Below are 22769 nucleotides of genomic sequence, written 5' to 3'. Positions count from 1 at the left end.
TCCTTTTAGTTATATCGTAATATAATTTACCTCATCTTCATACGACCGTACACCACCGCTTTTTAAAACAACAATTAAGCGTCCTTCATCGCTCCATCTTGCAGCTTCAATTTCTTCTCCAACAAATAGTTCTAATTCATGACCATTTGCATCTGTAATATATAGCAGTTGACCGTTTATTCTAAAATCGTTCGATTTTCTAAAGTTCTCTGTAAATTCCATATTAGTTATATTTTTCGTCAAAAATACAAAATGGTTTAATAAGTACCATCATATTATTTTTTATTAATACAAACTTTTGTGGTATTTTTGAAAGGTATTAAAATTCACTAAAAAATTATGTCAGACGATAAAAAAGTAATCTTTTCAATGTCGAAAGTGAGTAAAACCTATTCATCGACAAATAAAACAGTACTTAAAGATATTTATTTAAGCTTTTTCTACGGAGCTAAAATTGGAATTTTAGGTTTAAATGGTTCTGGTAAATCATCTTTGCTTAAAATCATTGCAGGGGTTGATAAAAACTATCAAGGCGATGTGGTTTTTGCACCCGGATATTCCGTAGGATATTTAGAGCAAGAGCCGCAGTTAGATGAAACCAAAACCGTAATTGAAGTTGTGCGTGAAGGAATGGCCGATGTGGTGGCTATTCTTGACGAATTCAACAAAATTAACGATATGTTTGGTTTGCCAGAGGTTTATGAAGATGCAGATAAAATGCAGAAACTGATGGATCGCCAAGCAGATTTGCAAGATAAAATTGATGCAGTAGGCGGATGGGAACTAGATAATAAACTAGAAGTGGCTATGGATGCCCTTCGTTGTCCGGAACCTGATACCCCAATTTCAGTACTTTCAGGTGGTGAGCGCCGTCGTGTTGCTTTGTGTCGTTTGTTGTTACAAGAACCAGATGTTTTATTGTTAGATGAGCCTACCAACCATTTAGATGCCGAATCGGTGCATTGGTTAGAACAGCATTTACAACAATATAAAGGAACCATTATTGCCGTAACCCACGACCGTTATTTCTTAGACAATGTTGCCGGTTGGATTCTAGAATTAGACAGGGGAGAAGGTATTCCATGGAAAGGAAACTATTCTTCATGGTTAGATCAAAAAGCAAAACGTTTAGAACAAGAAGAAAAAACAGCATCAAAACGCAGAAAAACTCTAGAACGTGAGTTAGATTGGGTGCGTCAAGGTGCGAAAGGCCGACAAACAAAACAAAAGGCACGTTTACAGAATTACGACCGCTTGTTGAACGAAGATCAAAAGCAATTGGAAGAAAAATTGGAAATCTACATTCCAAACGGACCGCGCTTAGGTACAAATGTGATTGAGGCGAAGGGTGTTGCAAAAGCTTTTGGCGATAAAATTTTGTATGATAATTTAAACTTTACACTTCCGCAAGCTGGTATTGTGGGCATTATCGGGCCAAACGGTGCAGGTAAATCAACCATTTTCCGTATGATTATGGGCGAGCAAACGCCTGATGCCGGAGAATTTGTAGTGGGCGATACGGTTAAAATTGCGTATGTGGATCAATCGCATAAAAATATAGATACAGAAAAGTCAATTTACGATAATTTTGCCGAAGGACAAGAGTTAATTATGATGGGTGGTCGCCAGGTAAATGCTCGTGCTTATCTATCGCGATTTAATTTTGCAGGATCTGATCAAAATAAAAAAGTTGCTACTTTATCGGGTGGTGAACGAAACCGTTTACACTTAGCAATGACACTGAAAGAAGAAGGAAACGTGCTGTTATTAGATGAGCCAACTAATGACTTGGATATTAATACCTTACGAGCATTGGAAGAAGGTTTGGAAAACTTCGCAGGTTGTGCCGTAATTATTTCGCACGACCGTTGGTTTTTAGACCGTGTTTGTACGCATATTTTGGCTTTTGAGGGTGATTCTGAAGTATATTTCTTTGAAGGATCTTTTTCAGAATACGAAGAAAACCGCAAGAAACGTTTGGGAGATGTTGCACCAACACGTATCAAATACAAAAAATTAGTACGCTAATTAAAATTAAAAAGCTGTTCATGAGAACAGCTTTTTTTTATTCTTCGCTTGTATCGTCGATTAAATCGCCCACTTCATCAATATCGTCAAAATTGGTTTCGGCTAAAGCGTAACGGGCTTTTTCTTCATCTGTTTCCAAAACAAAAATATGCACTGCTTTATCAGCTGAACCAAAACCTGCGGTGATGGCTGACTCAATATCGTTGCGTTCAATATAACCAATATTGTTTTCTTCTAAAGTGTTTTTTACCGCCATTGCCATAATAGCGCTTCCTGCAAAAATTTCTACATGTTCCATAGTTTTTTTATTGGTAAGATAGGGAATATATTTGTATAAAAAAACAAAAAGTGCCTTAATTTAAGACACTTTTTATTGTTTATTCTTGGTTTCTGAAAACCAATTGATCTTCAAAACTATCCAACAAAATAATACTGTCGGTTTTAATTTTTCCTGCTAATATTTCTTTCGAAAGCTGGTTTAAAACTTCGCGTTGAATCACTCGTTTCACCGGTCGGGCACCAAAATGCGGATCAAAACCTTTTTTAGCTAAATAGTTAATTGCTTCGGGCGTTGCATCCATTGTGATGTGTTGGTTTGCCAGCATCTTGAACACACCTCTTAATTGTATGCCTACAATTTGTTCAATGTTTCCTTTGGTTAACGGCGTAAACATTGTAATTTCATCAATACGGTTTAAAAATTCCGGGCGAACCATTGTTTTTAATTGGTTCAACACTTCTTCTTTTGCATTTTCTGCGGCAATTTCAGTTGGATGATTATCAAATTGTTCTTGAATGATCGCACTTCCCATGTTTGACGTCATGATAATAATGGTGTTTTTAAAATCAGCCAAACGACCTTTATTATCGGTTAATCGCCCTTCATCTAACACCTGTAACAAGATATTGAAAGTATCAGGATGTGCTTTTTCAATTTCATCTAACAAAATAACCGAATAAGGTCTTCTACGAACTGCTTCTGTCAATTGTCCGCCTTCATCATAACCCACATATCCGGGAGGTGCACCAACCAATCTGCTCACGCTGTGACGCTCAGAATATTCGCTCATATCAATTCGGGTCATGGCGTTTTCGTCATCGAACAAATATTCCGCTAACGCTTTTGCCAATTCGGTTTTACCCACACCCGTTGTTCCCAAAAATAAGAACGATCCGATGGGTTTTTTAGGATCTTGCAAACCGGAACGACTGCGACGAACGGCATCTGAAATGGCTTCAATTGCTTCTTCCTGACCCACCACGCGTTTGTGTAGTTCGTTTTCTAAATTCAACAGCTTTTCTCGATCGCTTTGCAACATTTTCGTCACAGGAACACCTGTCCATTTTGCAACCACTTCGGCAATATCTTCGTAAGTAACTTCTTCTTTGATTAGCGAAGTTCCCTTTTGATTTTCTTCTAATTGCTTTTGATAAGTAGCCAAACGGTTTTCTGCATCCTGAATTTTTCCATAACGAATTTCGGCTACTTTACCATAATCACCGTTGCGTTCGGCGCGTTCAGCTTCTAGTTTGTATTCTTCAATTTCTAATTTGGCATTCTGAATATTGTCAACCACATCTTTTTCCGATTTCCATTTCGAAAAAATCTGATTGCGTTCTTCTTTTAAATTTGCCAAATCAATACCTAAAGCTTTCAGTTTTAACTCGTCATTCTCACGCTTAATCGCTTCAATTTCAATTTCAAGCTGCATGATTTTTCGGTCTAAAACATCTAATTCTTCTGGTTTTGAATTGATTTCCATTCTGATTTTCGATGCCGCTTCGTCCATTAAATCGATTGCTTTATCGGGTAAAAATCTATTTGAAATATAGCGCTGTGAAAGTTCTACAGCCCCAATTATAGCTTCGTCTTTAATACGCACTTTATGATGTGTTTCGTACTTTTCTTTAATTCCACGAAGAATAGAAATGGCACTTTCAGTATCAGGTTCTTCAATAATTACCTTTTGAAAACGACGTTCTAATGCTTTATCTTTCTCGAAATATTTTTGATATTCGTCTAAAGTTGTCGCTCCGATTGCTCTTAATTCGCCACGAGCCAAAGCTGGTTTTAAAATGTTGGCTGCATCCATAGCACCTTCGCCACCGCCGGCACCAACAAGCGTGTGAATTTCATCGATAAAAAGAATAATAGCTCCATCTGACGAAGTTACTTCTTTCACCACCGATTTCAAGCGTTCTTCAAATTCACCTTTGTATTTTGCTCCGGCAATTAAGGCACCCATATCTAGTGAAAAAACCATTTTATCTTTCAAGTTTTCAGGTACATCGCCCTGAACAATTCGGTGTGCTAAACCTTCGGCAATTGCGGTTTTACCAACACCTGGTTCACCAATTAACATAGGGTTGTTTTTAGAACGGCGTGTTAAAATCTGTAAAACTCGACGAATTTCTTCATCACGCCCAATCACCGGATCCAGTTTTCCGCTGTTTGCCAATTCATTTAGATTTTTGGCGTATTTATTCAAAGAGTTGTAGGTTTCTTCTGCTGATGCCGACGTTACGCGTTCGCCTTTGCGTAGTTCCGTAACTGCAGCTTCTATTTGTTTTTCGGTGGCTCCGCCTGTTTTTAGAAACGATGCAATTTTACTGTTCGATTTAAAAATTGACAAAAATAAATGTTCGATGGATACATATTCATCGTTCATTTTTTTGGCGATGACTTGTGCTTCATTCAAAGCATTTCCAGCCGCACGCGACAAGCCAATCTGCGCACCTTCGACCCTTGGAAACGACTCAATAATTTGATCGTTTTGCGATTTTAATTGATCGATATTTATACCGACTTTTTTTAAGATAAAAGGTGTTACGTTTTCATCGACCTCTAAAATGGCTTTTAAAAGATGTTCGTTTTCTATTTGTTGTTGCCCAAAAGTTTGTACTAAAACCTGAGCTTGTTGCAATACTTCCTGCGATTTTATTGTAAAATTATTTAAGTTCATTTTTTTAATTTTTATGGTTGTGTTGTTGATATCTACTTTTCAAACGGTGTTCCAAATGTTATTTAATGACTATTTGTCTTGTTTTGAGTGTTTTAAGTAGGGTGAAAATGACAAAATGACGTTTTTAAGCTTTTACGAAAGTTATCAAATAGGATAAATTGACGTATATTTGAGATTAAATTTACAAAAATGAATTGGAAGGTTTTAGAACATATAGATCAAATTGATCAAATAATTAACGAATCTTGGAACAAACCTGTTTTGATTTTCAAACACAGCACGCGTTGCATCATCAGTAAAATGGCGTTAAAGAATTTTGAAAGCGATTTTTCATTGCAGAATGTGATGGATGCCTATTATTTAGATTTGATTGCTTACAGAAACATCTCTAATGAGATTGCTGAAGTATTTAAAGTGGAACATCAATCGCCACAAATTTTGTTGATTAAAGATGGTATAGTTATATATCATACATCGCACGAAAGTATTGATGCGAATGTTTTGATGAAGTTGGTTTAAATGAAAAGGGTATTTTTAATATTTCTCATCTCAATAAATTGTTATTCGCAAAATATTACTTATTTCAGTGATAACATTGACAAAATTGAGAATGAATTGTATTATCTTCTAGAAAATAAAGATTATATATTATTTGGGACAATTCATAAGATGAATTTAATTGTAAAGGAGGAGAATGAGTTTAGTCATTATGTGTTTGTTAATCTAAAAGAAGATATGAAGTTATTAGATTTAACAAGTATTAAAAATAATTGTTTAGAATTAGTTTTTGATAAAACTAACTATATCAAAGGAATTATTGACTCTAATTCAAATTTTTATAAAGAAAATCCAATAGAAATGATTATAGGAGACCCTTTTTATTTCTCATATAATCAAAGTTATAAAAATAGGTATTGTGAATATTTTCTAACAACAGGTATGAAACCAAACCCTATCAAACAAGAAGTGAATACTTATTTAGGATCTATAATGATTGGATATTCATATAATTGTGAATATTAATAAAAGTAATCTATAATTAAACAAAAAATCCGACTAACTCGTCGGATTTTCTGTATTTTGATTATTCTGATAATAATTTTGATGTGATGCAAACTCGTTGGCAGTTTCAACCTTTTTGTAGGCTTCCACAATTTTCTTAACCAAACGGTGGCGCACAATATCTTTATCGTCTAAAAACACAAAACCAATACCTTCTACACCTTCTAAAATTCGTAAGGCTTCACGCAACCCCGATGTTACTTTTCGTGGTAAATCAACCTGACCAGGATCGCCCGTAATGATAAACTTGGCATTTTTACCCATACGCGTTAAAAACATTTTCATTTGGCTGTGGGTGGTGTTTTGGGCTTCGTCTAAAATCACAAAAGCATTGTCCAACGTACGTCCGCGCATAAATGCCAAAGGCGCAATTTGTATAATTCCTTTTAACAAGTAATCTTCTAAGGTGGTTGGTGGCAACATATCGCGCAAAGCATCATATAAGGGCTGCATGTACGGATCGAGTTTTTCCTTCATATCGCCCGGTAAAAAACCTAAATTTTCGCCGGCTTCAACTGCTGGGCGGGTCAAAATAATGCGCTTTACCTGCTTTTCTTTCAACGCTTTTACCGCCAAAGCAACTCCGGTGTAGGTTTTACCGGTTCCCGCAGGACCAATGGCAAAAACCATATCGTTTTTAAAAACCAAATCGACCAACTTCTGCTGATTAGGTGTGGTGGCTTTAATGAGCTTTCCACCCAAACCGTGCACCAAAATTTCATCTGATTTATCCATTCGTTGCGGAACATCATCTAAAATCAATCGTTCAATAATGTTTTCGTTGAGCTGGTTGTATTTATCGTAATACTTTAAAATACGTTCAAAACGCGTTTCAAACTGATCCAAAATTTCAGCTTCGCCAAAAATTTTCATGGTAGTTCCGCGGGCTACTATTTTTAGTTTTGGATACAGCTTTTTAATCACCTCTAAATGTATATCTTGCGGACCCCAAAAATCTTTCGGGGTAATGTGTTCTAATTCTATGATTCTTTCGTTCAAAAGCTACATTGTTTAATTAAAATAATTAGTTTTGCATATATCAAATCTAATAAAAAAAAACAAAAAACACTAACAAAAAAAGCGAATGTCAATTATTACATTAACAACAGATTACGGTATAAAAGATCATTTTGTTGCAGCGGTTAAAGGTAAAATTTTATCGCGCATGCCGTTGGTTCAAATAGTTGATATTTCGCATTGTATTGATTTTTACAATATTGCCAACGCAAGTTATGTGCTTTATGGGGCATATAATAATTTTCCGAAAGGTACTATTCACATGGTTTTGGTGGAAGCAGAAATGTTTGATCAAACATCGTTTTTGCTTGCAAAATTAAACGGTCACTATATTTTAACGGCCAACAATGGTACCATTACGCTATTGGCTTCTGCCGAAGATGCGATTGAAATTATTGATTTAAAAATACCCGATTTTTGTTCGGATACCATTTCGCTTTACAATCATGTGGCAGAACGTATTTTAAACAAGGAACCTTTTAAGGAATTAGGTGCTCCAATCGATTATAACGATTGCGAATTGTTGGTGGAATTGCGCCCAAAAGTTGCAGACGACGAAAACGCCATTAAAGGTTCTGTGATTTATATTGACCATTACGGAAACGCTGTTACCAATATTACCAAGGAACTGTTTGAACGTGTTCGGAAAGAACGAAAGTTTGAAATTGCTGCCAAAAGATACCGCATTAACCGCATTAATGCTTTTTATGGTGATTTTAATACAGAAAACAAGTCGTTGCGCGAATTTGAAGGCGATATGTTGTTTATTTTTAATGATTTGGGTTTTTTGCAAATGGCAATATATAAGTCTGATTTAGAAAATGTGGGCAATGCCAAAAGCTTGTTTGGTGTGTCATACCGCGACACCGTAATTATTGAATTTACCGAATAAATAAAGATATGTTTGTAAGAATAGTTAAAATGAGTTTTCACGAAGAGAAGATTCCGTTGTTTTTAGAGAGCTTTCACAGTGTTAAAAACGATATAAGAAATTTTCCAGGAAACAATTTTTTAGAGCTTTATCAAGATAAAAGCAATCCAAGTATCTTTTTCACATATTCTATTTGGAATGAAGAGGAAGATTTAGAAAAGTATCGAAATTCCGAGCTTTTTAAAGAGGTTTGGGCTTTTACAAAAGCATTTTTTAATGATAAACCCCAAGCGTGGAGCGTTGATAAATTGGTTACATTGGATTGATTTGTTCAAAATTGCATAAATTTTACCACCTTTACACTATTAAATTGAATTTATAGAATGAAAGCATTGTTATTAAGAGAAATCAAATCGTTTTTTGGTTCGCTTACCGGCTATTTGGTTATCGCCGTATTTTTAATTTTAAATGGAATTTTTCTGTGGATTGTTGACGGATCTTATAACATTCTGCAAAGCGGCTATAATGATTTAACCCCGTTTTTTCAACTAGCACCGTTGGTTTTGCTTTTGTTGATTCCGGCAATTACCATGAAAAGTATTTCAGACGAGCGCAAACAAGGAACTATTGAATTATTGGTAACCAAACCATTGAGTTTAAACCAAATCGTTACTGGTAAGTTTTTTGGTGCTTTTTTGTTGGTTGTTATCGCTATTTTACCAACGCTTTTATACATCATCATATTAAATCCGTATGGTTTGCCGGCAGGAAATATGGATATGGGCAGTACCATTGGTTCTTATTTGGGATTATTGTTTTTAATGGCTGCTTACACGAGTATCGGTATTTTTTGTTCGTCGTTATCTGAAAATCAAATTGTAGCGTTTATTACAGCAGTAGTCATTTGCTTTGTTTTGTATATGGGGTTTGATCAATTAGCAGAATTGTTCAAATCATCGGCAACCTTAATAGAAAAAGTGGGAATGAGCTATCATTTTAAAAGTATGAGTAGAGGGGTAATTGATACCCGAGATGTTATTTATTTTGTATCATTAACTATTTTCTTTTTAATGGCAACTGTGTTTAACCTTAAAAGCGTGCGTAAATAATGAAAAATAGTAAAAGAATTCAGTCGTTTTTAGGCATTGCAATTGCATTGATTGTTTTAAATATTGTAGGAGGATATGTGTATCATCGCTTTGATTTAACTTCAGACAAACGCTATACATTATCCGAAACTACTAAAAACATACTTGATAAGGTAAACGAACCCGTTTTTATTGATGTGTATTTAGAAGGAGATTTTCCTGCGGAATTGCGCAAACTTCAAACCGAAACCAAGCAGTTATTAGAAGAGTTTCAGGCATATAACAGTGCGGTTAATTTTATTTTTGTAAACCCACTAGCCAACGAAAACGAAGCTACACAAATGGCAGAACAACTGTATGCAAACGGTATGAAACCCATAAATATTTCGGTGAACGACAAAGGCAAACAGTCGCAAGAAATGGTTTTTCCGTGGGCAGTGGCAACCAAAGGTGAAAACCATGCAAAAATACAATTGCTAAAAGGCATGATGAGTGCTTCAACCGAAGAAAAAATAGCATCTTCTGTGCAACATTTAGAATATGCAATTACTGAGGCAATCTATAAAGTGAATACTGAAAAGTCTAAAAAAATAGCCATTATTAAAGGAATTGGCGAACCCAATGATGTGTACATTGCCGATTTTTTGCGCACCTTAAAAGATAGTTATTTTATTGCACCTTTTACGTTAGACAGCGTTGCGGTAAATCCACAAAAAACATTAAAAGATTTACAAGCTTATGATTTAGCCATCATCACAAAACCCACAAAAGCCTTCGATGAAAATCAAATACAAGTGTTGGATCAATTTGTAATGAACGGTGGTAAATCAATCTGGATGTTGGATCAAGTACAAGCAGATATGGACAGTTTGTACAATCCAAGCAGCGAAATGTTGGCTTATCCAAAAGATCAAAGTTTGGGCGAAATGCTTTTTAAATATGGCGTGCGTGTAAATCCTGATTTGGTGAAAGACGAATACGGATCGCCTATAAAACTGGCAGTTGGTCAGCAAGGCAGCGAAACCGTTTACGAAACGTTTAACTGGAAATTTGCTCCGTATGTAGTGAGCGGATCCAATCATCCAATTGTAAAAAATATCGAAGTAGTGAAATTCGATTTTGCAAACAGTATTGATACCTTAAAAAACAACATCAAAAAAACGGTATTGCTGGCTTCGTCACCGCTTTCTGTTAAAGTAGGAACGCCAAGTGTCGTGAGTTTATCAAACACTATTAATGAAAAAATAGATCCTAAAAAAGTAAAAATGCAATCGTTTCCGTTGGCAGTTTTGTTAGAAGGAAGTTTCACATCGGTCTTTAAAAACCGCATAGTTCCTTTTCAATCAGAAGGTTATCTGAATGAAGGAAAAGCTACAAAAATGATTGTGATTTCCGATGGCGATGTAGTTCGCAACCAGCTTGATCAAGATTATCAACCAATGGAACTAGGTTATGACAAATGGACAAACACCTTGTATGGAAACAAAGAATTTTTGGTAAATGCGGTGAATTATTTGTTAGACGATACCGGACTGATGGAATTGCGAACCAAAGAAGTGAAATTAGCATTGCTTGATAAAGAAAAAGTTTATACCGACTATAGTTTTATTCAAATCATAATAGTGGCTTTACCGTTGGCTGTATTGGCTGTTTTTGGATTTATTTTTACTTATTTACGAAAAAAGAAATACACAAAGTAGTCGTGAAAAATAAAGTTTTATTTTTCGCTTTAAATGAAATATATTTGTAAAAATTTGCCATAAAGGCATAAATAAAAGAAACAGATGAAATTTATTGTATCGAGCTCGTATTTATTGAAACAATTACAAGTTTTAGGAAGCGTAATAAATAGCAGCAACACCTTACATATTCTTGATAATTTCTTATTTGAACTTGATCAAAATCAATTAAAAGTATCGGCATCGGATTTAGAAACCACCATGACGGCTACTTTAGAGATCGAATCAACAAGCGAAGGTTCAATTGCCGTTCCGGCACGTTTATTATTAGAAACTTTAAAAACATTTCCTGAACAACCGCTCACTTTTACAGTGAAAGAAAACAGTACTATTGAAATCAGCTCTGATTTAGGAAAGTATGTTTTAGCATATTTGCCAGGCGACGAATTTCCCAAGGCAGAAATGTTAGAAGATCCGTCGAAAGCTGAAATTAGTGCAGAGATATTGTTCACAGCAATCAGTAAAACGATTTTCGCTGCCGGAAATGATGATTTGCGTCCGGTGATGTCGGGTGTATATTTTCAATTTGCACCAACAGGTGTGATTTTTGTTGCTACTGATGCACATAAATTGGTGAAATATTCCCGTACCGATGTGACGAGTTCTGCAGAAGCAAACTTTATCATGCCTAAAAAGCCGTTGAATATTTTAAAAAATATTTTAGCCACAGCTGATGCAGCCGTTTCTATTGAATATAATGACTCAAATGCGATGTTTAGTTTTGATAATTACACATTGATTTGTAGATTAATCGATGGAAAATATCCAAACTACGAAGCAGTGATACCAAAAGAAAATCCCAATAAATTGATTATTTCACGCACACAGTTTTTAAGTTCTGTTCGCCGTGTTGCCATTTATGCAAACAAAACCACACACCAAATTCGTTTAAAAATTGCTGGAACTGAATTGAATATTTCCGCAGAAGATATTGACTATTCAAACAAAGCAGACGAGCGTTTAACGTGTGATTACAATGGAGACGATATGCAAATAGGGTTCAATTCGCGCTTTTTAACCGAGATGTTGACCAACTTGCAGTCCGATGAAATACAATTGGAAATGTCGTTACCGAACCGCGCCGGTATTTTAACTCCGATCGATGGATTAGACGAAGGCGAAACAGTTACCATGCTTGTTATGCCGGTAATGCTGAATAATTAATATTCTATACCAGATTATTTCTTCCACTTTTTAGGAAATTCTATAAAAACAAAAACCTCAATAGCCGGATGCTGTTGAGGTTTTTGGTTTTTAAAACAATTTCGCTGCATAAATCTATACAATCAAAATCATTAACTATAAATTAGAGAAATTGTTTTTGAAAGAGTAAATATTTAAAATTACCCCAAAAACGCCTGCATCATCCATATTTGTTTTTCTTGTTCAGTAATTAAATCACTCATCATTGCGTTGGTTCCTTCATCGTTAATAGCGCCCGATTTTTCTAAAAGTTCGCGTTCAATTACCAATAAATCGGCTAATGAATTCACAACCATTTCCACCGCTTTTTCGTCGTTTGTTATGTTTTTCGCAACATTGAGTTTGTTGTTTGCTAAATAATCCTCAAAAGTATGTAAAGGAGTGCCGCCTAATGTAAGCACACGCTCTGCAATTTCATCGATTCGCAATTGGGCTTGATTGTACAATTCTTCAAACTTTACGTGTAGTTCAAAAAATCGCTTTCCACGAATGTTCCAATGCAAGCCGCGCAAATTTTGATAATATACTTGAAAGTTCGATAAAAGAACGTTTAAAAGCTCAATGTTTTCTTTGGTTTCCTTCTGTGGTAATCCTAAAATTTTCATGTGATTAATTTTTTGTATTCATTCAAATTTACAAATAAATAGCCGATATTTGTGTAGAGAAACAATCGATAGTACTTATGATTCAATAGATAAAATCATTAAAAATGACTATTACACAACTAAATTACGTACTTGCCGTAGCCGAATTTCAAAATTTTACCATTGCTGCCGAAAAGTGTTTTGTAACACAACCCACATTAAGCATGCAAATTCAGAAGTTAGAAGAGGAACTTGAAGTGAAAATTTTTGACCGTAATAAAAAACCTATTCAACTGACCGAGGTGGGCCAACGGATTGTTGAACAAGCAAAAAGCATTGTAAACGAAGCCGATCGTATTAAAGACATCGTAGAACAGCAAAAAGGCTTTATTGGTGGCGATTTTAAGATAGGAATCATTCCTACAATTATGCCCACTCTTTTGCCAATGTTTTTAAAGAATTTTATTAAAAAATATCCTAAAATTAATTTAATTGTTGAGGAGCACACTACAGATGAAATCATTAATCGGTTAAAAAAGGGGCAATTAGACGCTGCAATTGCCGCCACTCCTTTAAAAGAAAGCGATTTAAAAGAAATTGTACTGTATTATGAACCTTTTGTGGGGTATTTTCCAGCTGATTATAGAAAAGACTTGGTGCAACTATCTGCTAATGATTTGAATATTAATGATATTTTATTGTTGCAAGATGGGCATTGTTTTACAAATGGAATTTTAAATATTTGCAAGGCATCAAAATTAGATGCTTTTCGCAGGTTTGAACTCACTTCGGGAAGTTTTGAAACATTGATTGGCTTGGCAAATGAAGGTTTGGGTGTAACTTTTTTGCCCTATCTACACACTTTAAACTTGAATGAAAACGATCAAAAGAATATCATTGAATTTGAAAATCCAAAACCATCAAGAGAAGTAAGTTTAATTTTTCCAAAAAACGAATTAAAAATTCATATCATTGATGCGCTTCGAACCACAATAAGCGGGGTTGTTAAAGGCGCTATTGCTTTTCAAGATATAGAAATTATCAGTCCGAAAATTACTGCTTAAAAAAGCTGTCCAGAAAGGACAGCTTTATTTTTTATACTAATGCCAAAACTTCTTCAAATTCGGTTTTGTTTTTTGTGTAATCGATGATCCATTCTTTTAATTGATCTATCTCGAAAGGCAGTAAAAAATTAATCGCTTTAGTAAATTCTTTTATAAATAAATCTTTATTAAAACTTACTTTTTCTAAAATTTTTATAGTGTGAATTAATCGCTCGGTCATAACATTTAATTTTTATATAAATATACCACACGAATTGATTTAATTCTAGTTTTTTTAGATTTTTTTAACAGCAAAAACCATCTCTCTTTTTCCTGGTGGTCCTTGTAATTTTTTTACCTTAAAGCCAATCTCTTTTAATCTGCGGTTTATTAAGCCTTTACACGCATAGGTTACAAAAATGCCGTTTGGTTGTAGTAAATTGTATGCTTTGCGTAATATTTCTTCAGACCATAGTTCGCTTTGGTAATCGTATCCAAACACATCAAAATAAATAATATCAAAAAGCTTTGTTGAAGCAAAATCTTCAATTTTGCAAAAATGCTTCAAGATACTAAAATGTGCTGTAACTTTTTCCAACTTATTGCAAGCAAGTTCGTGTAAATGCTGTAACGATACTGTTGTTTCCACAAAATTGTTGTAATTCAACGCTTGATATTCTTGTGCTACTAGCGGATAAGCTTCAATGGTTTCGTAATGAATTGTAACGTTATTTTCACTAGCATATTGCATGGTTAGCAATGCGTTTAAGCCTGTTCCAAAACCAAATTCCAAAACGTTAATTGGGTTTTTACAAACGTGTTCCAATCCATTCTTTATATAAACATGTAGCGATTCTTGTACAGCGCCATGCTTAGAATGAAATGTTTCGCCCATGTTTGTAACCAGTAAACTATGCGATCCGTCGTTTGTAAGAATCAGCTCGCGTTCCATTAGGGAATATAAAGCTTTTTGATTCTTGGAATGGGTCCGCCGCATTTTTTTGCATGGCATTCCAAACATTGATTCACCATTTTATTGAAATTTTCTTTGGCAGAAACCGTATCGGCATATATAGCTTTTTGTGCTTCAATAAATAGTGCGGCTTGTTCATTAAAAAAAACATCTCTATCGGCACTTTCTGTTAAGGTTGCCGTGTGAATTTTGTCAAACGCCATCGGATATACACCCAAATCTTGATTGTTCACAATACGTTCTTTTAGCTGTGTATTGTATGCATACATTTGTTCCATTAAAGCAGCCATTTCGCTCATTTCATACATTTTAAAATCTGAAGAAACGGTGTCTTTTGCGGTATTTGTTTCATCCGCTTTGTTTTGATTGTTGCAACTCACAGCAAAAGCTGAAAGCAACACTAAAAGAATTGTTTTTTTCATTAATTTTCAGCAATTAAAACACCATCTGCCATAAAACGATATTCTACTTTAGGTTCTGTGATTGCAGCAATTTCAGCATCAGTCTTACCTGCATCTTTTGCATAATGCTTTAATTCATCAACCGGTGTTGTTTCTATAAAAGCTTTTCCTGATATAATGGTTCTATGATTTTCTGCACCTTCTTTAGGAACAAAAAAAGCATAATCTTTAAATTTTACAAAAGCTTCTTTATCCTTGCCCAATTTCAAGGTCATCCAACAACCTTTCTTTTTGCATGTAGCAATTATTTCTGAATCTAATTTAACAGCTAACGTGTCGGTTGGTTTCATGTCTTCATATTTTGCCAACATTTCTTCCTTCGAAATAGCGACTTCGGCAGAAATGCTGTCACCATACACCTGGAAATTCATTTTCTCATCGGTTGTGTTGCTAGCGGTTTCGGTAGCGTTGCTGTCTTGTTTTTTATCACATGCAACCAATAAAGCAGTTGCTGCAAAAAAGAATACGATTTTTTTCATTGTTCTTATTTTTTACAAATATAGAAATTGTTCATTAAAGTGAATAACATTTTGAATAGCTTGTATTTAGATTGATTAAAGATATTGAAAGATTTTCATTGAAAGTTTACTTATAATGTAAATCGCATAATTTTAGGTAATTAAAACTCGATTTTTTTTCTAACTTTGCAAAACAGACAACATAACGAATTTAACAGCATAAAAACAACAAAGTGGATTCAAACATTTTAAACAACTTACAACTAACTAAAGTTGCCGTTTCAAAAATAGATACTTTTGATTTTGAAAATGTAAAATTTGGTGCCAAATTTACCGATCACATGCTAACATGTGCATACAAAAATGGTGAATGGGGTGCTTTAGAAATTAAACCCTACGCTCCAATTACTTTAGATCCTTCAGCAAGAGTTTTTCATTACGGACAAGCTATTTTTGAAGGAATGAAAGCATATAAACAAGACAATAATGATATTTGGTTGTTTAGACCCGATGAAAACTTTCACCGCTTCAATAAATCGGCAATTCGTTTAGCAATGCCAACGATCGATGAAACACGTTTTATTGGTGGATTAAAAGAGTTGATTAAAGTTGAAAAAGAATGGGTGCGCAAGGGCTTAGGTAATTCATTATACATTCGCCCATTTATGATTGCCACTGAAAGCGGCGTGATTGCAAGCCCTTCAAGCGAATTTTTATTCTGTATTTTGTTGTCTCCGGCAAAATCGTATTACTCCGGAAAAATAAAAGTGCAAATTGCTGATTATTACAGCCGTGCAGCAAATGGAGGAATTGGCGCTGCAAAAGCGGCTGGAAATTATTCGGCACAGTTTTATCCAACCAAACTTGCTCAAGAAGCAGGATATAACCAAGTAATTTGGACCGATTCTACGCACACACATTTAGAAGAATCTGGAACCATGAACGTGTTTTTTAGAATCAATAATACCTTATACACTGCACCAACATCTGATCGTATTTTAGATGGTGTAACCCGTAAAAGTTTAATTGCGCTTGCAGAACATTTTGGATATCAAGTGAAAATTGAACCTGTAAAAGTAGAAACCATTATTCAGGCAGCAAAAGATGGTAGTTTAAAAGAAATTTTTGGAGCAGGAACAGCCGCAGTTGTTAATCAAATTGAAGGATTTGCTTACAAAGATGACTATTATGAACTGCCCAATATTGCCGATGAAGACGCTTATGCGTTGCAGTTGAAAAACGCACTGACAAAACTTCAAAATAAATCAACCGACGATCCATTTAACTGGACAGTGAAAATTTAATACAAAGCTTGCATTGCGCAAGCTTTTTTTATGTTGTTAAAATACATATATTTGTATAAAAAAGAGATGTTTACCCAAGGACAAATTATTTTTGCAGTTGCTTTTATCGTAGTTTTTGTTAGCCTAATAGTTATTATGTATCGCAAAGATTTAAAAATGCACAAAATATATTACAAAGGCAGTTTGTGGGTTTTACTTACTTTTTTATTGTTTATGGGCATATTATTCATTATTAAAACTACCTTAAAAAGCTAAAATTGTTTATGAAAATTGTAAAGTATGTATTTATCATCGCTGCTTTGGCAGCAGTTTTTCTAACCGTTTATATCGCAACAGGAAAAAGCGAATATGAAATAAATGTGAGTGAAAAAACCGAATTATCTAATCAACGATTGTTTCGTTATGTGAATAATTTGCAAAATTTCCCTGATTGGAATGTCTATGAAAACAATCCTGAAAGTTTTAAGTTAGATTCTATCTACAAAGGAACCAACTCCAAAATAGTGTGGAGCAATAATGAAGTTTCCATCTCCAAATCAATTCCTAATGATACCATATATTTAAAGATGAATATAGACGGAAATGAGTACGATACCCAAATGTTTTTTGATGAGGTAAATGGAAAAACTACCATTGGTTGGAACATAAAAGGAAACTTATCATTTAAAGAAAAGTTCGAGATTTTTTTCCAAGGCACGCCTCAATCACTTATCGGACCTATTTTTGAACAAAGCTTATCAAAAATTAATAAAAATATCACTGAAAGTCTTAAAAATTTCACTATTAAAAATGAAGGCATTGTGATGATTCCTGAAATGTTCTATATGAAACAAATAGTAGAATCTGATATTGAAAACCTTGGCGATAAAATGTTTCAAAGTATGGAACACATGAATAATTTCGCAAAAAACTTTGAATTGAAACCTTACGGAGCACCTTTTACCATTTTTGAAAACATCAACGTATTATCCGGAACTGTACGTTATTCCGTATGTATGCCGATAAAAAACTTCTTTAGTACAGCAGAGGGCAGTGATGTAATGTGTGAAAAAATGCCCGCTTTTCATGGATACAAGACTGTTTTAACAGGCGACTATATCCATAGCGACAAAGCTTGGGCAGAAGTGAAGCAAGAAATAGCTAAGAAAAATTTAACGCAACGTGCCGATTTAAAACCTATTTCATTTTACAAAACTTCCACCTTAAACACACAAAAATCAAACGAATGGGTTACTGAATTTATTATTCCGGTAAACGAAACAGTAATTCCAATTGTTGATACCCCTGCTGATAGTTTAAATGTAAGCAATTAAAGATGTAGATATATCTAAGGATAAATTCGAAAACCATCAAGTCATTACAAATAAAAAGACAAAATTAATAGATAAATTAGTTTTGTCTTTTTTAATTTATATGTTTCATAAATAGCGATTTGTTAAAAAACCGGTTGTTTTAAATCGCTTTTATGTTGAAAGCAAAAGAGAAGTTGTGTATATGCTTGCTTTTTTTTCTTAGCTTCTTTAAACAGAACTCATTATTAAGCTTGGATTTATTCTTTTGTATTTATAAGTTATATTATCTGTAGATTATTTTGTTTTAAACAATTCATCTAAAAAGGGTGTTTTTATTGAGTTTTTTATTATATTTATGCTTCGAAACGTGTTTAACTTACGATTTTTTTATTTTTTTAGCACAATATGCTACCACTTAAAAAAATAGAGTTAAACAGCAGTACGAATTTTTTAAACTCATAAAACTTAAATACGCGTTGTTTTAAATAATTTAATGACTGTCTTTTATAAAACGTTGATTTGTTGCTATTTTTTCTACCATACATTGAATCAACTATATGGATTTTTAACTAGTCAAAAAATTATAGAAGGGTTGTTTTAAAAATCGGTCTTTAGCAAGTGTAAAATATTCTCATGCTGCTGATAATATTCAATAAATTTATTGTTAAACTAAATAAAAAAGAAAAAAAATGCCACATTGGATTGATGTATTAATTTTTATAATTTATTTTTTGGGAATGCTAGGGGTGGGGTTCTATTTTGCAAATAAGCACACCGACGAACGAGATTATTATACAGGCAGCGGTACTTTGTCAGCAGGTCATGTGGGGCTATCGGTAGTAGCAACAGATGTAGGCGGCGGTTTTTCAATAGGTTTAGGAGGAGTTGGTTTTACAATGGGTTTATCGGGTTCGTGGTTGCTTTTTACAGGTTTAATAGGGGCATGGTTAAGTGCTGTTTTTTTAATACCAAAAGTTTTTGAATGGCAGCAAAGAAGAGGCGGGTATTTTCTTACACTTCCTCAAGTTTTCAAATATCTATACAATAAAAAAGTAGCACTAGTGGCAGCAATCATTTGTATTATTGGCTACACAGGTTTCACAAGTTCGCAATTTTTGGCAGGAGCAAAACTTTCAACAGCTGCTTTTCCCGCAGTTGATACCCAAACCATGCTTTGGATAATGGGAATAATTGCCGTTTTTTATACCATGCTTGGTGGGATGAAAGCGGTAATTTATACCGATACTGTGCAATGGATTATTTTACTTGCGGGATTAATGCTCGTTGCAATTCCTGTTGCTTATATTAAATTAGGTGGAATGCAAGGTATACTGCCTTATTTAAACCAAGACATGCTTTCTCTAAAAAATATTACTTGGCAACAAATTATTAATTGGAGTGTAACAATTATACCCATTTGGTTTGTTGGAATGACACTTTATCAGCGTATATTCGCTTGTAAGGATGTTAAAACAGCAAAAAAAGCTTGGTATTTTGCAGGTTTTTTAGAATGGCCTATTATGGCTTTTACAGGTGTTATTTTAGGAATGCTTGCAAATGTGGCTATTCAACAAAAGTTAGTACCCATTGAAGGCGGTGTTTTAAACGATGTAGAACTAGGACTACCTTTACTAATAAAAAATATTTTACCTATAGGTTTAACCGGCGTTGTGATGGCAGCTTATTTTTCAGCAGTTTTATCCACGGCCGACAGTTGTTTAATGGCGGCCTCTGGTAATGTGGTTGGAGATTTAATACCAGATCATAAAAAGAAAAACAGCCATACCATTATTAGAATGTCTAAAATTTCTACCTTACTCATCGGATTTCTCGCCATATTACTTGCTTCGGTTATGGAAAATGTATTAGCATTAATGCTTTATGCTTATGCATTTATGGTTTCAGGTCTTTTAGTACCCGTAATTGCCGCAATAGTTTTCAAAAAACCAAAGCCTACTCCCGCATTAATTTCTATGATAGTAGGTGGTGGTCTTTCCATTTTTTTAATTATAATAGATATAAAGCTACCATTTGGACTAGATGCCAATGTTTTTGGACTTAGTGCTGCAATTTGCGCCTATGGAATTGCTAGTATGTTCGTAAAATCTGATTGATTTTAAAACTAGATTTAATTCTACTAAGGATATTCAATGAATTTTCTCTTATCCAAAAAACTCTTTTTCGTGCATTAAAAACGATTTTTGAAACGATCAAAACTGTCAGATTTAATCATTAAACCTATATTTTTTATTGAGGTTAAAAAAACTATCAATCGCAACTGTTTGAAAACAAGATTGTAAGATCTTTTTAATTATTTTTTTTTAAAAAAACCTTGTCAGAATAAAAAAACGCCCTACATTTGCATCACTAAAAAATCAGACACACGTTGTTTAATAAGTTTTTTTAGAAAGCAATTTAAAGAGCGTACTATTTAAACTATTTTAAAATTGCAACAAGATATTTGAAATACTGCAAAAGGAAAAAGTGATAAAAAACTGTAGCATAAAGATGTGATTAAAGTTTTTTAAAATTCACAAAAAAAACTTTTTCAAAAAAAAGCAAAAATAAATTTGCTGATTAAAAAATAAGTTTTACTTTTGCAACCGCTTTGAGAGAGAAGCGAATGTAAGAAGAGCAAGTTCATAGACATATTGGATTAACAGAGAATTAAAGAGTAAAAGCTCTTGGGCAACCAAGAGGTTTTAAACGACACATCAACAATAAAAAAAATTATACGATGAAGAGTTTGATCCTGGCTCAGGATGAACGCTAGCGGCAGGCCTAACACATGCAAGTCGAGGGGTATCCCGCCTTCGGGCGGGAGAGACCGGCGCACGGGTGCGTAACGCGTATGCAATCTACCTTATACTAAGGGATAGCCCAGAGAAATTTGGATTAATACCTTATAGTTAATAGAAATGGCATCATTTATATTATAAAGATTTATTGGTATAAGATGAGCATGCGTCCCATTAGTTAGTTGGTGTGGTAACGGCATACCAAGACGATGATGGGTAGGGGTCCTGAGAGGGAGATCCCCCACACTGGTACTGAGACACGGACCAGACTCCTACGGGAGGCAGCAGTGAGGAATATTGGTCAATGGGCGCAAGCCTGAACCAGCCATGCCGCGTGCAGGATGACGGTCCTATGGATTGTAAACTGCTTTTGTACAGGAAGAAACACTCCCATGCGTGGGAATTTGACGGTACTGTAAGAATAAGGATCGGCTAACTCCGTGCCAGCAGCCGCGGTAATACGGAGGATCCAAGCGTTATCCGGAATCATTGGGTTTAAAGGGTCCGTAGGCGGCTTTATAAGTCAGTGGTGAAAGTTTTTGGCTTAACCAAAAAAATGCCATTGATACTGTAGGGCTTGAATATTTGTGAAGTAACTAGAATATGTAGTGTAGCGGTGAAATGCTTAGATATTACATGGAATACCAATTGCGAAGGCAGGTTACTAACAAATGATTGACGCTGATGGACGAAAGCGTGGGTAGCGAACAGGATTAGATACCCTGGTAGTCCACGCCGTAAACGATGGATACTAGCTGTTCGAGCTTCGGTTTGAGTGGCTAAGCGAAAGTGATAAGTATCCCACCTGGGGAGTACGGGCGCAAGCCTGAAACTCAAAGGAATTGACGGGGGCCCGCACAAGCGGTGGAGCATGTGGTTTAATTCGATGATACGCGAGGAACCTTACCAGGGCTTAAATGTAGTTTGACGTATTTGGAAACAGATATTTCTTCGGACAAATTACAAGGTGCTGCATGGTTGTCGTCAGCTCGTGCCGTGAGGTGTCAGGTTAAGTCCTATAACGAGCGCAACCCCTGTTGTTAGTTGCCAGCGAGTCAAGTCGGGAACTCTAGCAAGACTGCCAGTGTAAACTGAGAGGAAGGTGGGGATGACGTCAAATCATCACGGCCCTTACGTCCTGGGCCACACACGTGCTACAATGGCCGGTACAGAGAGCAGCCACTTGGCGACAAGGAGCGAATCTATAAAACCGGTCACAGTTCGGATCGGAGTCTGCAACTCGACTCCGTGAAGCTGGAATCGCTAGTAATCGGATATCAGCCATGATCCGGTGAATACGTTCCCGGGCCTTGTACACACCGCCCGTCAAGCCATGGAAGCTGGGGGTACCTGAAGTCGGTGACCGCAAGGAGCTGCCTAGGGTAAAACCGGTAACTAGGGCTAAGTCGTAACAAGGTAGCCGTACCGGAAGGTGCGGCTGGAACACCTCCTTTCTAGAGATGGTTTAAACATCTTTTACTCTTTAACTGTTGGTTCAAAAAAAAAGCAGAATAAAAAATACAGAGTCTCGTAGCTCAGCTGGTTAGAGTACTACACTGATAATGTAGGGGTCGGCAGTTCGAGTCTGCCCGGGACTACTTTTTGCAGTCGAAAGTCAAAAGTTCGAAAGTCAAAAGATCTGTACACTATTTATTCACAAGGAAATTCTAGAAGTTAAGAATCCACAATTCGTAATTCGTAATTAACAGATTCGTAATTAGAAAAATTGGGGGATTAGCTCAGCTGGCTAGAACGTCCCGCTACAGGCGGGAAGGTGAAGGGTTCGACTCCCTTATTCTCCACGAGATAGTATCAAGATGATAGTATCAAGTATCAAGACTAAGTCTTAATACTTAATACAAAAATCTTAATACTAAAAAAAGTT

The 22769-nt window shown here is 35.1% G+C and carries 21 protein-coding genes, 2 tRNA genes and 1 rRNA gene; 15 read left to right on the top strand and 9 right to left on the bottom strand.

What is annotated here, in order from left to right:
• Positions 1–9: 9 nt before the first annotated feature.
• Positions 10–222, bottom strand: a complete 213-nt coding sequence (locus MG290_RS04920) for a hypothetical protein (protein ID WP_264562759.1) — start codon at positions 220–222, stop codon at positions 10–12.
• 117 nt (positions 223–339) lie between these two features.
• On the opposite strand from MG290_RS04920, the gene ettA reads away from it, so the two are divergent.
• A complete protein-coding gene (gene ettA / locus MG290_RS04915; RefSeq protein ID WP_264562758.1) occupies positions 340–2028 on the top strand; it encodes an energy-dependent translational throttle protein EttA in 1689 nt (562 codons plus the stop codon).
• A gap of 37 nt (positions 2029–2065) precedes the next feature.
• Here the strand turns inward: ettA and MG290_RS04910 are convergent, their stop codons facing one another.
• Both MG290_RS04910 and clpB read right to left on the bottom strand, forming a co-directional pair.
• Positions 2066–2326: a DUF2007 domain-containing protein gene (locus MG290_RS04910; RefSeq protein WP_257498546.1), complete on the bottom strand. Its 261-nt coding sequence runs from the start codon at positions 2324–2326 to the stop codon at positions 2066–2068.
• Positions 2327–2405: 79 nt separating this feature from the next.
• Positions 2406–4991: an ATP-dependent chaperone ClpB gene (clpB, locus tag MG290_RS04905; RefSeq protein WP_264562757.1), complete on the bottom strand. Its 2586-nt coding sequence runs from the start codon at positions 4989–4991 to the stop codon at positions 2406–2408.
• Between the two features lie 189 nt (positions 4992–5180).
• Between clpB and ytxJ the strand changes: the two genes are divergently transcribed.
• Positions 5181–5510 (top strand): bacillithiol system redox-active protein YtxJ, encoded by a 330-nt coding sequence (gene ytxJ, locus MG290_RS04900; protein ID WP_264562756.1) that lies wholly within the window; start codon positions 5181–5183, stop codon positions 5508–5510.
• The gene (locus tag MG290_RS04895; protein WP_264562755.1) at positions 5511–6014 is read left to right on the top strand and encodes a hypothetical protein; all 504 of its coding nucleotides are present in this window, start codon (positions 5511–5513) and stop codon (positions 6012–6014) included. It begins immediately after the preceding gene.
• Between the two features lie 33 nt (positions 6015–6047).
• Here the strand turns inward: MG290_RS04895 and MG290_RS04890 are convergent, their stop codons facing one another.
• Positions 6048–7052 (bottom strand): PhoH family protein, encoded by a 1005-nt coding sequence (locus MG290_RS04890; protein WP_257498549.1) that lies wholly within the window; start codon positions 7050–7052, stop codon positions 6048–6050.
• A gap of 85 nt (positions 7053–7137) precedes the next feature.
• Between MG290_RS04890 and MG290_RS04885 the strand changes: the two genes are divergently transcribed.
• From MG290_RS04885 to dnaN, 5 genes are all read left to right on the top strand, one after another.
• The gene (locus MG290_RS04885) at positions 7138–7962 is read left to right on the top strand and encodes an SAM hydrolase/SAM-dependent halogenase family protein (RefSeq protein WP_264562754.1); all 825 of its coding nucleotides are present in this window, start codon (positions 7138–7140) and stop codon (positions 7960–7962) included.
• A gap of 8 nt (positions 7963–7970) precedes the next feature.
• Positions 7971–8267 (top strand): putative quinol monooxygenase, encoded by a 297-nt coding sequence (locus tag MG290_RS04880; RefSeq protein ID WP_264562753.1) that lies wholly within the window; start codon positions 7971–7973, stop codon positions 8265–8267.
• Between the two features lie 57 nt (positions 8268–8324).
• Complete coding sequence (gldF, locus tag MG290_RS04875; protein ID WP_264562752.1) at positions 8325–9050, top strand: gliding motility-associated ABC transporter permease subunit GldF; 726 nt, start codon at positions 8325–8327, stop codon at positions 9048–9050.
• Positions 9050–10729, top strand: a complete 1680-nt coding sequence (gldG, locus tag MG290_RS04870; protein ID WP_264562751.1) for a gliding motility-associated ABC transporter substrate-binding protein GldG — start codon at positions 9050–9052, stop codon at positions 10727–10729. Before gldF ends, gldG begins: the two co-directional genes overlap by 1 nt.
• 84 nt (positions 10730–10813) lie before the next feature.
• Positions 10814–11932, top strand: coding sequence for a DNA polymerase III subunit beta (dnaN, locus tag MG290_RS04865; RefSeq protein WP_264562750.1), 1119 nt, complete (start codon positions 10814–10816; stop codon positions 11930–11932).
• A gap of 179 nt (positions 11933–12111) precedes the next feature.
• Here the strand turns inward: dnaN and MG290_RS04860 are convergent, their stop codons facing one another.
• On the bottom strand, positions 12112–12576 hold the full coding sequence (locus MG290_RS04860) for a Dps family protein (protein ID WP_264562749.1): 465 nt from the start codon (positions 12574–12576) through the stop codon (positions 12112–12114).
• 104 nt (positions 12577–12680) lie between these two features.
• On the opposite strand from MG290_RS04860, the gene MG290_RS04855 reads away from it, so the two are divergent.
• Positions 12681–13619, top strand: a complete 939-nt coding sequence (locus MG290_RS04855; protein WP_264562748.1) for a LysR family transcriptional regulator — start codon at positions 12681–12683, stop codon at positions 13617–13619.
• Positions 13620–13650: 31 nt separating this feature from the next.
• On the opposite strand, the gene MG290_RS04850 is transcribed toward MG290_RS04855, so the two are convergent.
• Genes MG290_RS04850 through MG290_RS04835 form a run of 4 tightly spaced genes read right to left on the bottom strand, consistent with a single transcriptional unit; the run spans position 13651 to position 15511 of the window.
• Positions 13651–13839 carry a hypothetical protein gene (locus tag MG290_RS04850; RefSeq protein WP_257498558.1) on the bottom strand — a complete coding sequence of 63 codons (189 nt, stop codon included), beginning with the start codon at positions 13837–13839 and terminating at the stop codon, positions 13651–13653.
• 54 nt (positions 13840–13893) lie between these two features.
• On the bottom strand, positions 13894–14550 hold the full coding sequence (gene mnmD / locus MG290_RS04845; protein WP_264562747.1) for a tRNA (5-methylaminomethyl-2-thiouridine)(34)-methyltransferase MnmD: 657 nt from the start codon (positions 14548–14550) through the stop codon (positions 13894–13896).
• The gene (locus MG290_RS04840) at positions 14550–14993 is read right to left on the bottom strand and encodes a hypothetical protein (protein ID WP_264562746.1); all 444 of its coding nucleotides are present in this window, start codon (positions 14991–14993) and stop codon (positions 14550–14552) included. The genes mnmD and MG290_RS04840 overlap by 1 nt, the downstream gene beginning before the upstream one ends.
• Positions 14993–15511 carry a DUF4920 domain-containing protein gene (locus MG290_RS04835; RefSeq protein ID WP_264562745.1) on the bottom strand — a complete coding sequence of 173 codons (519 nt, stop codon included), beginning with the start codon at positions 15509–15511 and terminating at the stop codon, positions 14993–14995. The genes MG290_RS04840 and MG290_RS04835 overlap by 1 nt, the downstream gene beginning before the upstream one ends.
• A gap of 212 nt (positions 15512–15723) precedes the next feature.
• Here MG290_RS04835 and MG290_RS04830 point away from each other — a divergent pair, with 212 nt between their 5' ends.
• The 6 genes from MG290_RS04830 (at position 15724) to MG290_RS04800 (ending at position 22686) form a co-directional block, all read left to right on the top strand.
• Positions 15724–16794, top strand: coding sequence for a branched-chain amino acid aminotransferase (locus MG290_RS04830; RefSeq protein WP_264562744.1), 1071 nt, complete (start codon positions 15724–15726; stop codon positions 16792–16794).
• A 263-nt stretch (positions 16795–17057) separates the two neighbouring features.
• Complete coding sequence (locus MG290_RS04820; protein WP_264562743.1) at positions 17058–18107, top strand: hypothetical protein; 1050 nt, start codon at positions 17058–17060, stop codon at positions 18105–18107.
• 668 nt (positions 18108–18775) lie between these two features.
• Entirely contained in the window at positions 18776–20200 is a 1425-nt protein-coding gene (locus MG290_RS04815) for a sodium:solute symporter family protein (protein WP_264562742.1), read from the top strand.
• A 620-nt stretch (positions 20201–20820) separates the two neighbouring features.
• Positions 20821–22338 (top strand): 16S ribosomal RNA (locus MG290_RS04810).
• Positions 22339–22408: 70 nt separating this feature from the next.
• Positions 22409–22482: transfer RNA gene (locus MG290_RS04805), tRNA-Ile, on the top strand.
• Between the two features lie 130 nt (positions 22483–22612).
• A tRNA-Cys gene (locus MG290_RS04800) sits at positions 22613–22686 on the top strand.
• Positions 22687–22769 lie beyond the last annotated feature (83 nt).

Origin of the sequence: Flavobacterium sp. CBA20B-1, assembly GCF_028473145.1 — a bacterium.
GTDB lineage: Bacteria > Bacteroidota > Bacteroidia > Flavobacteriales > Flavobacteriaceae > Flavobacterium.
This window is presented reverse-complemented; position numbering and strand designations above follow the sequence as displayed.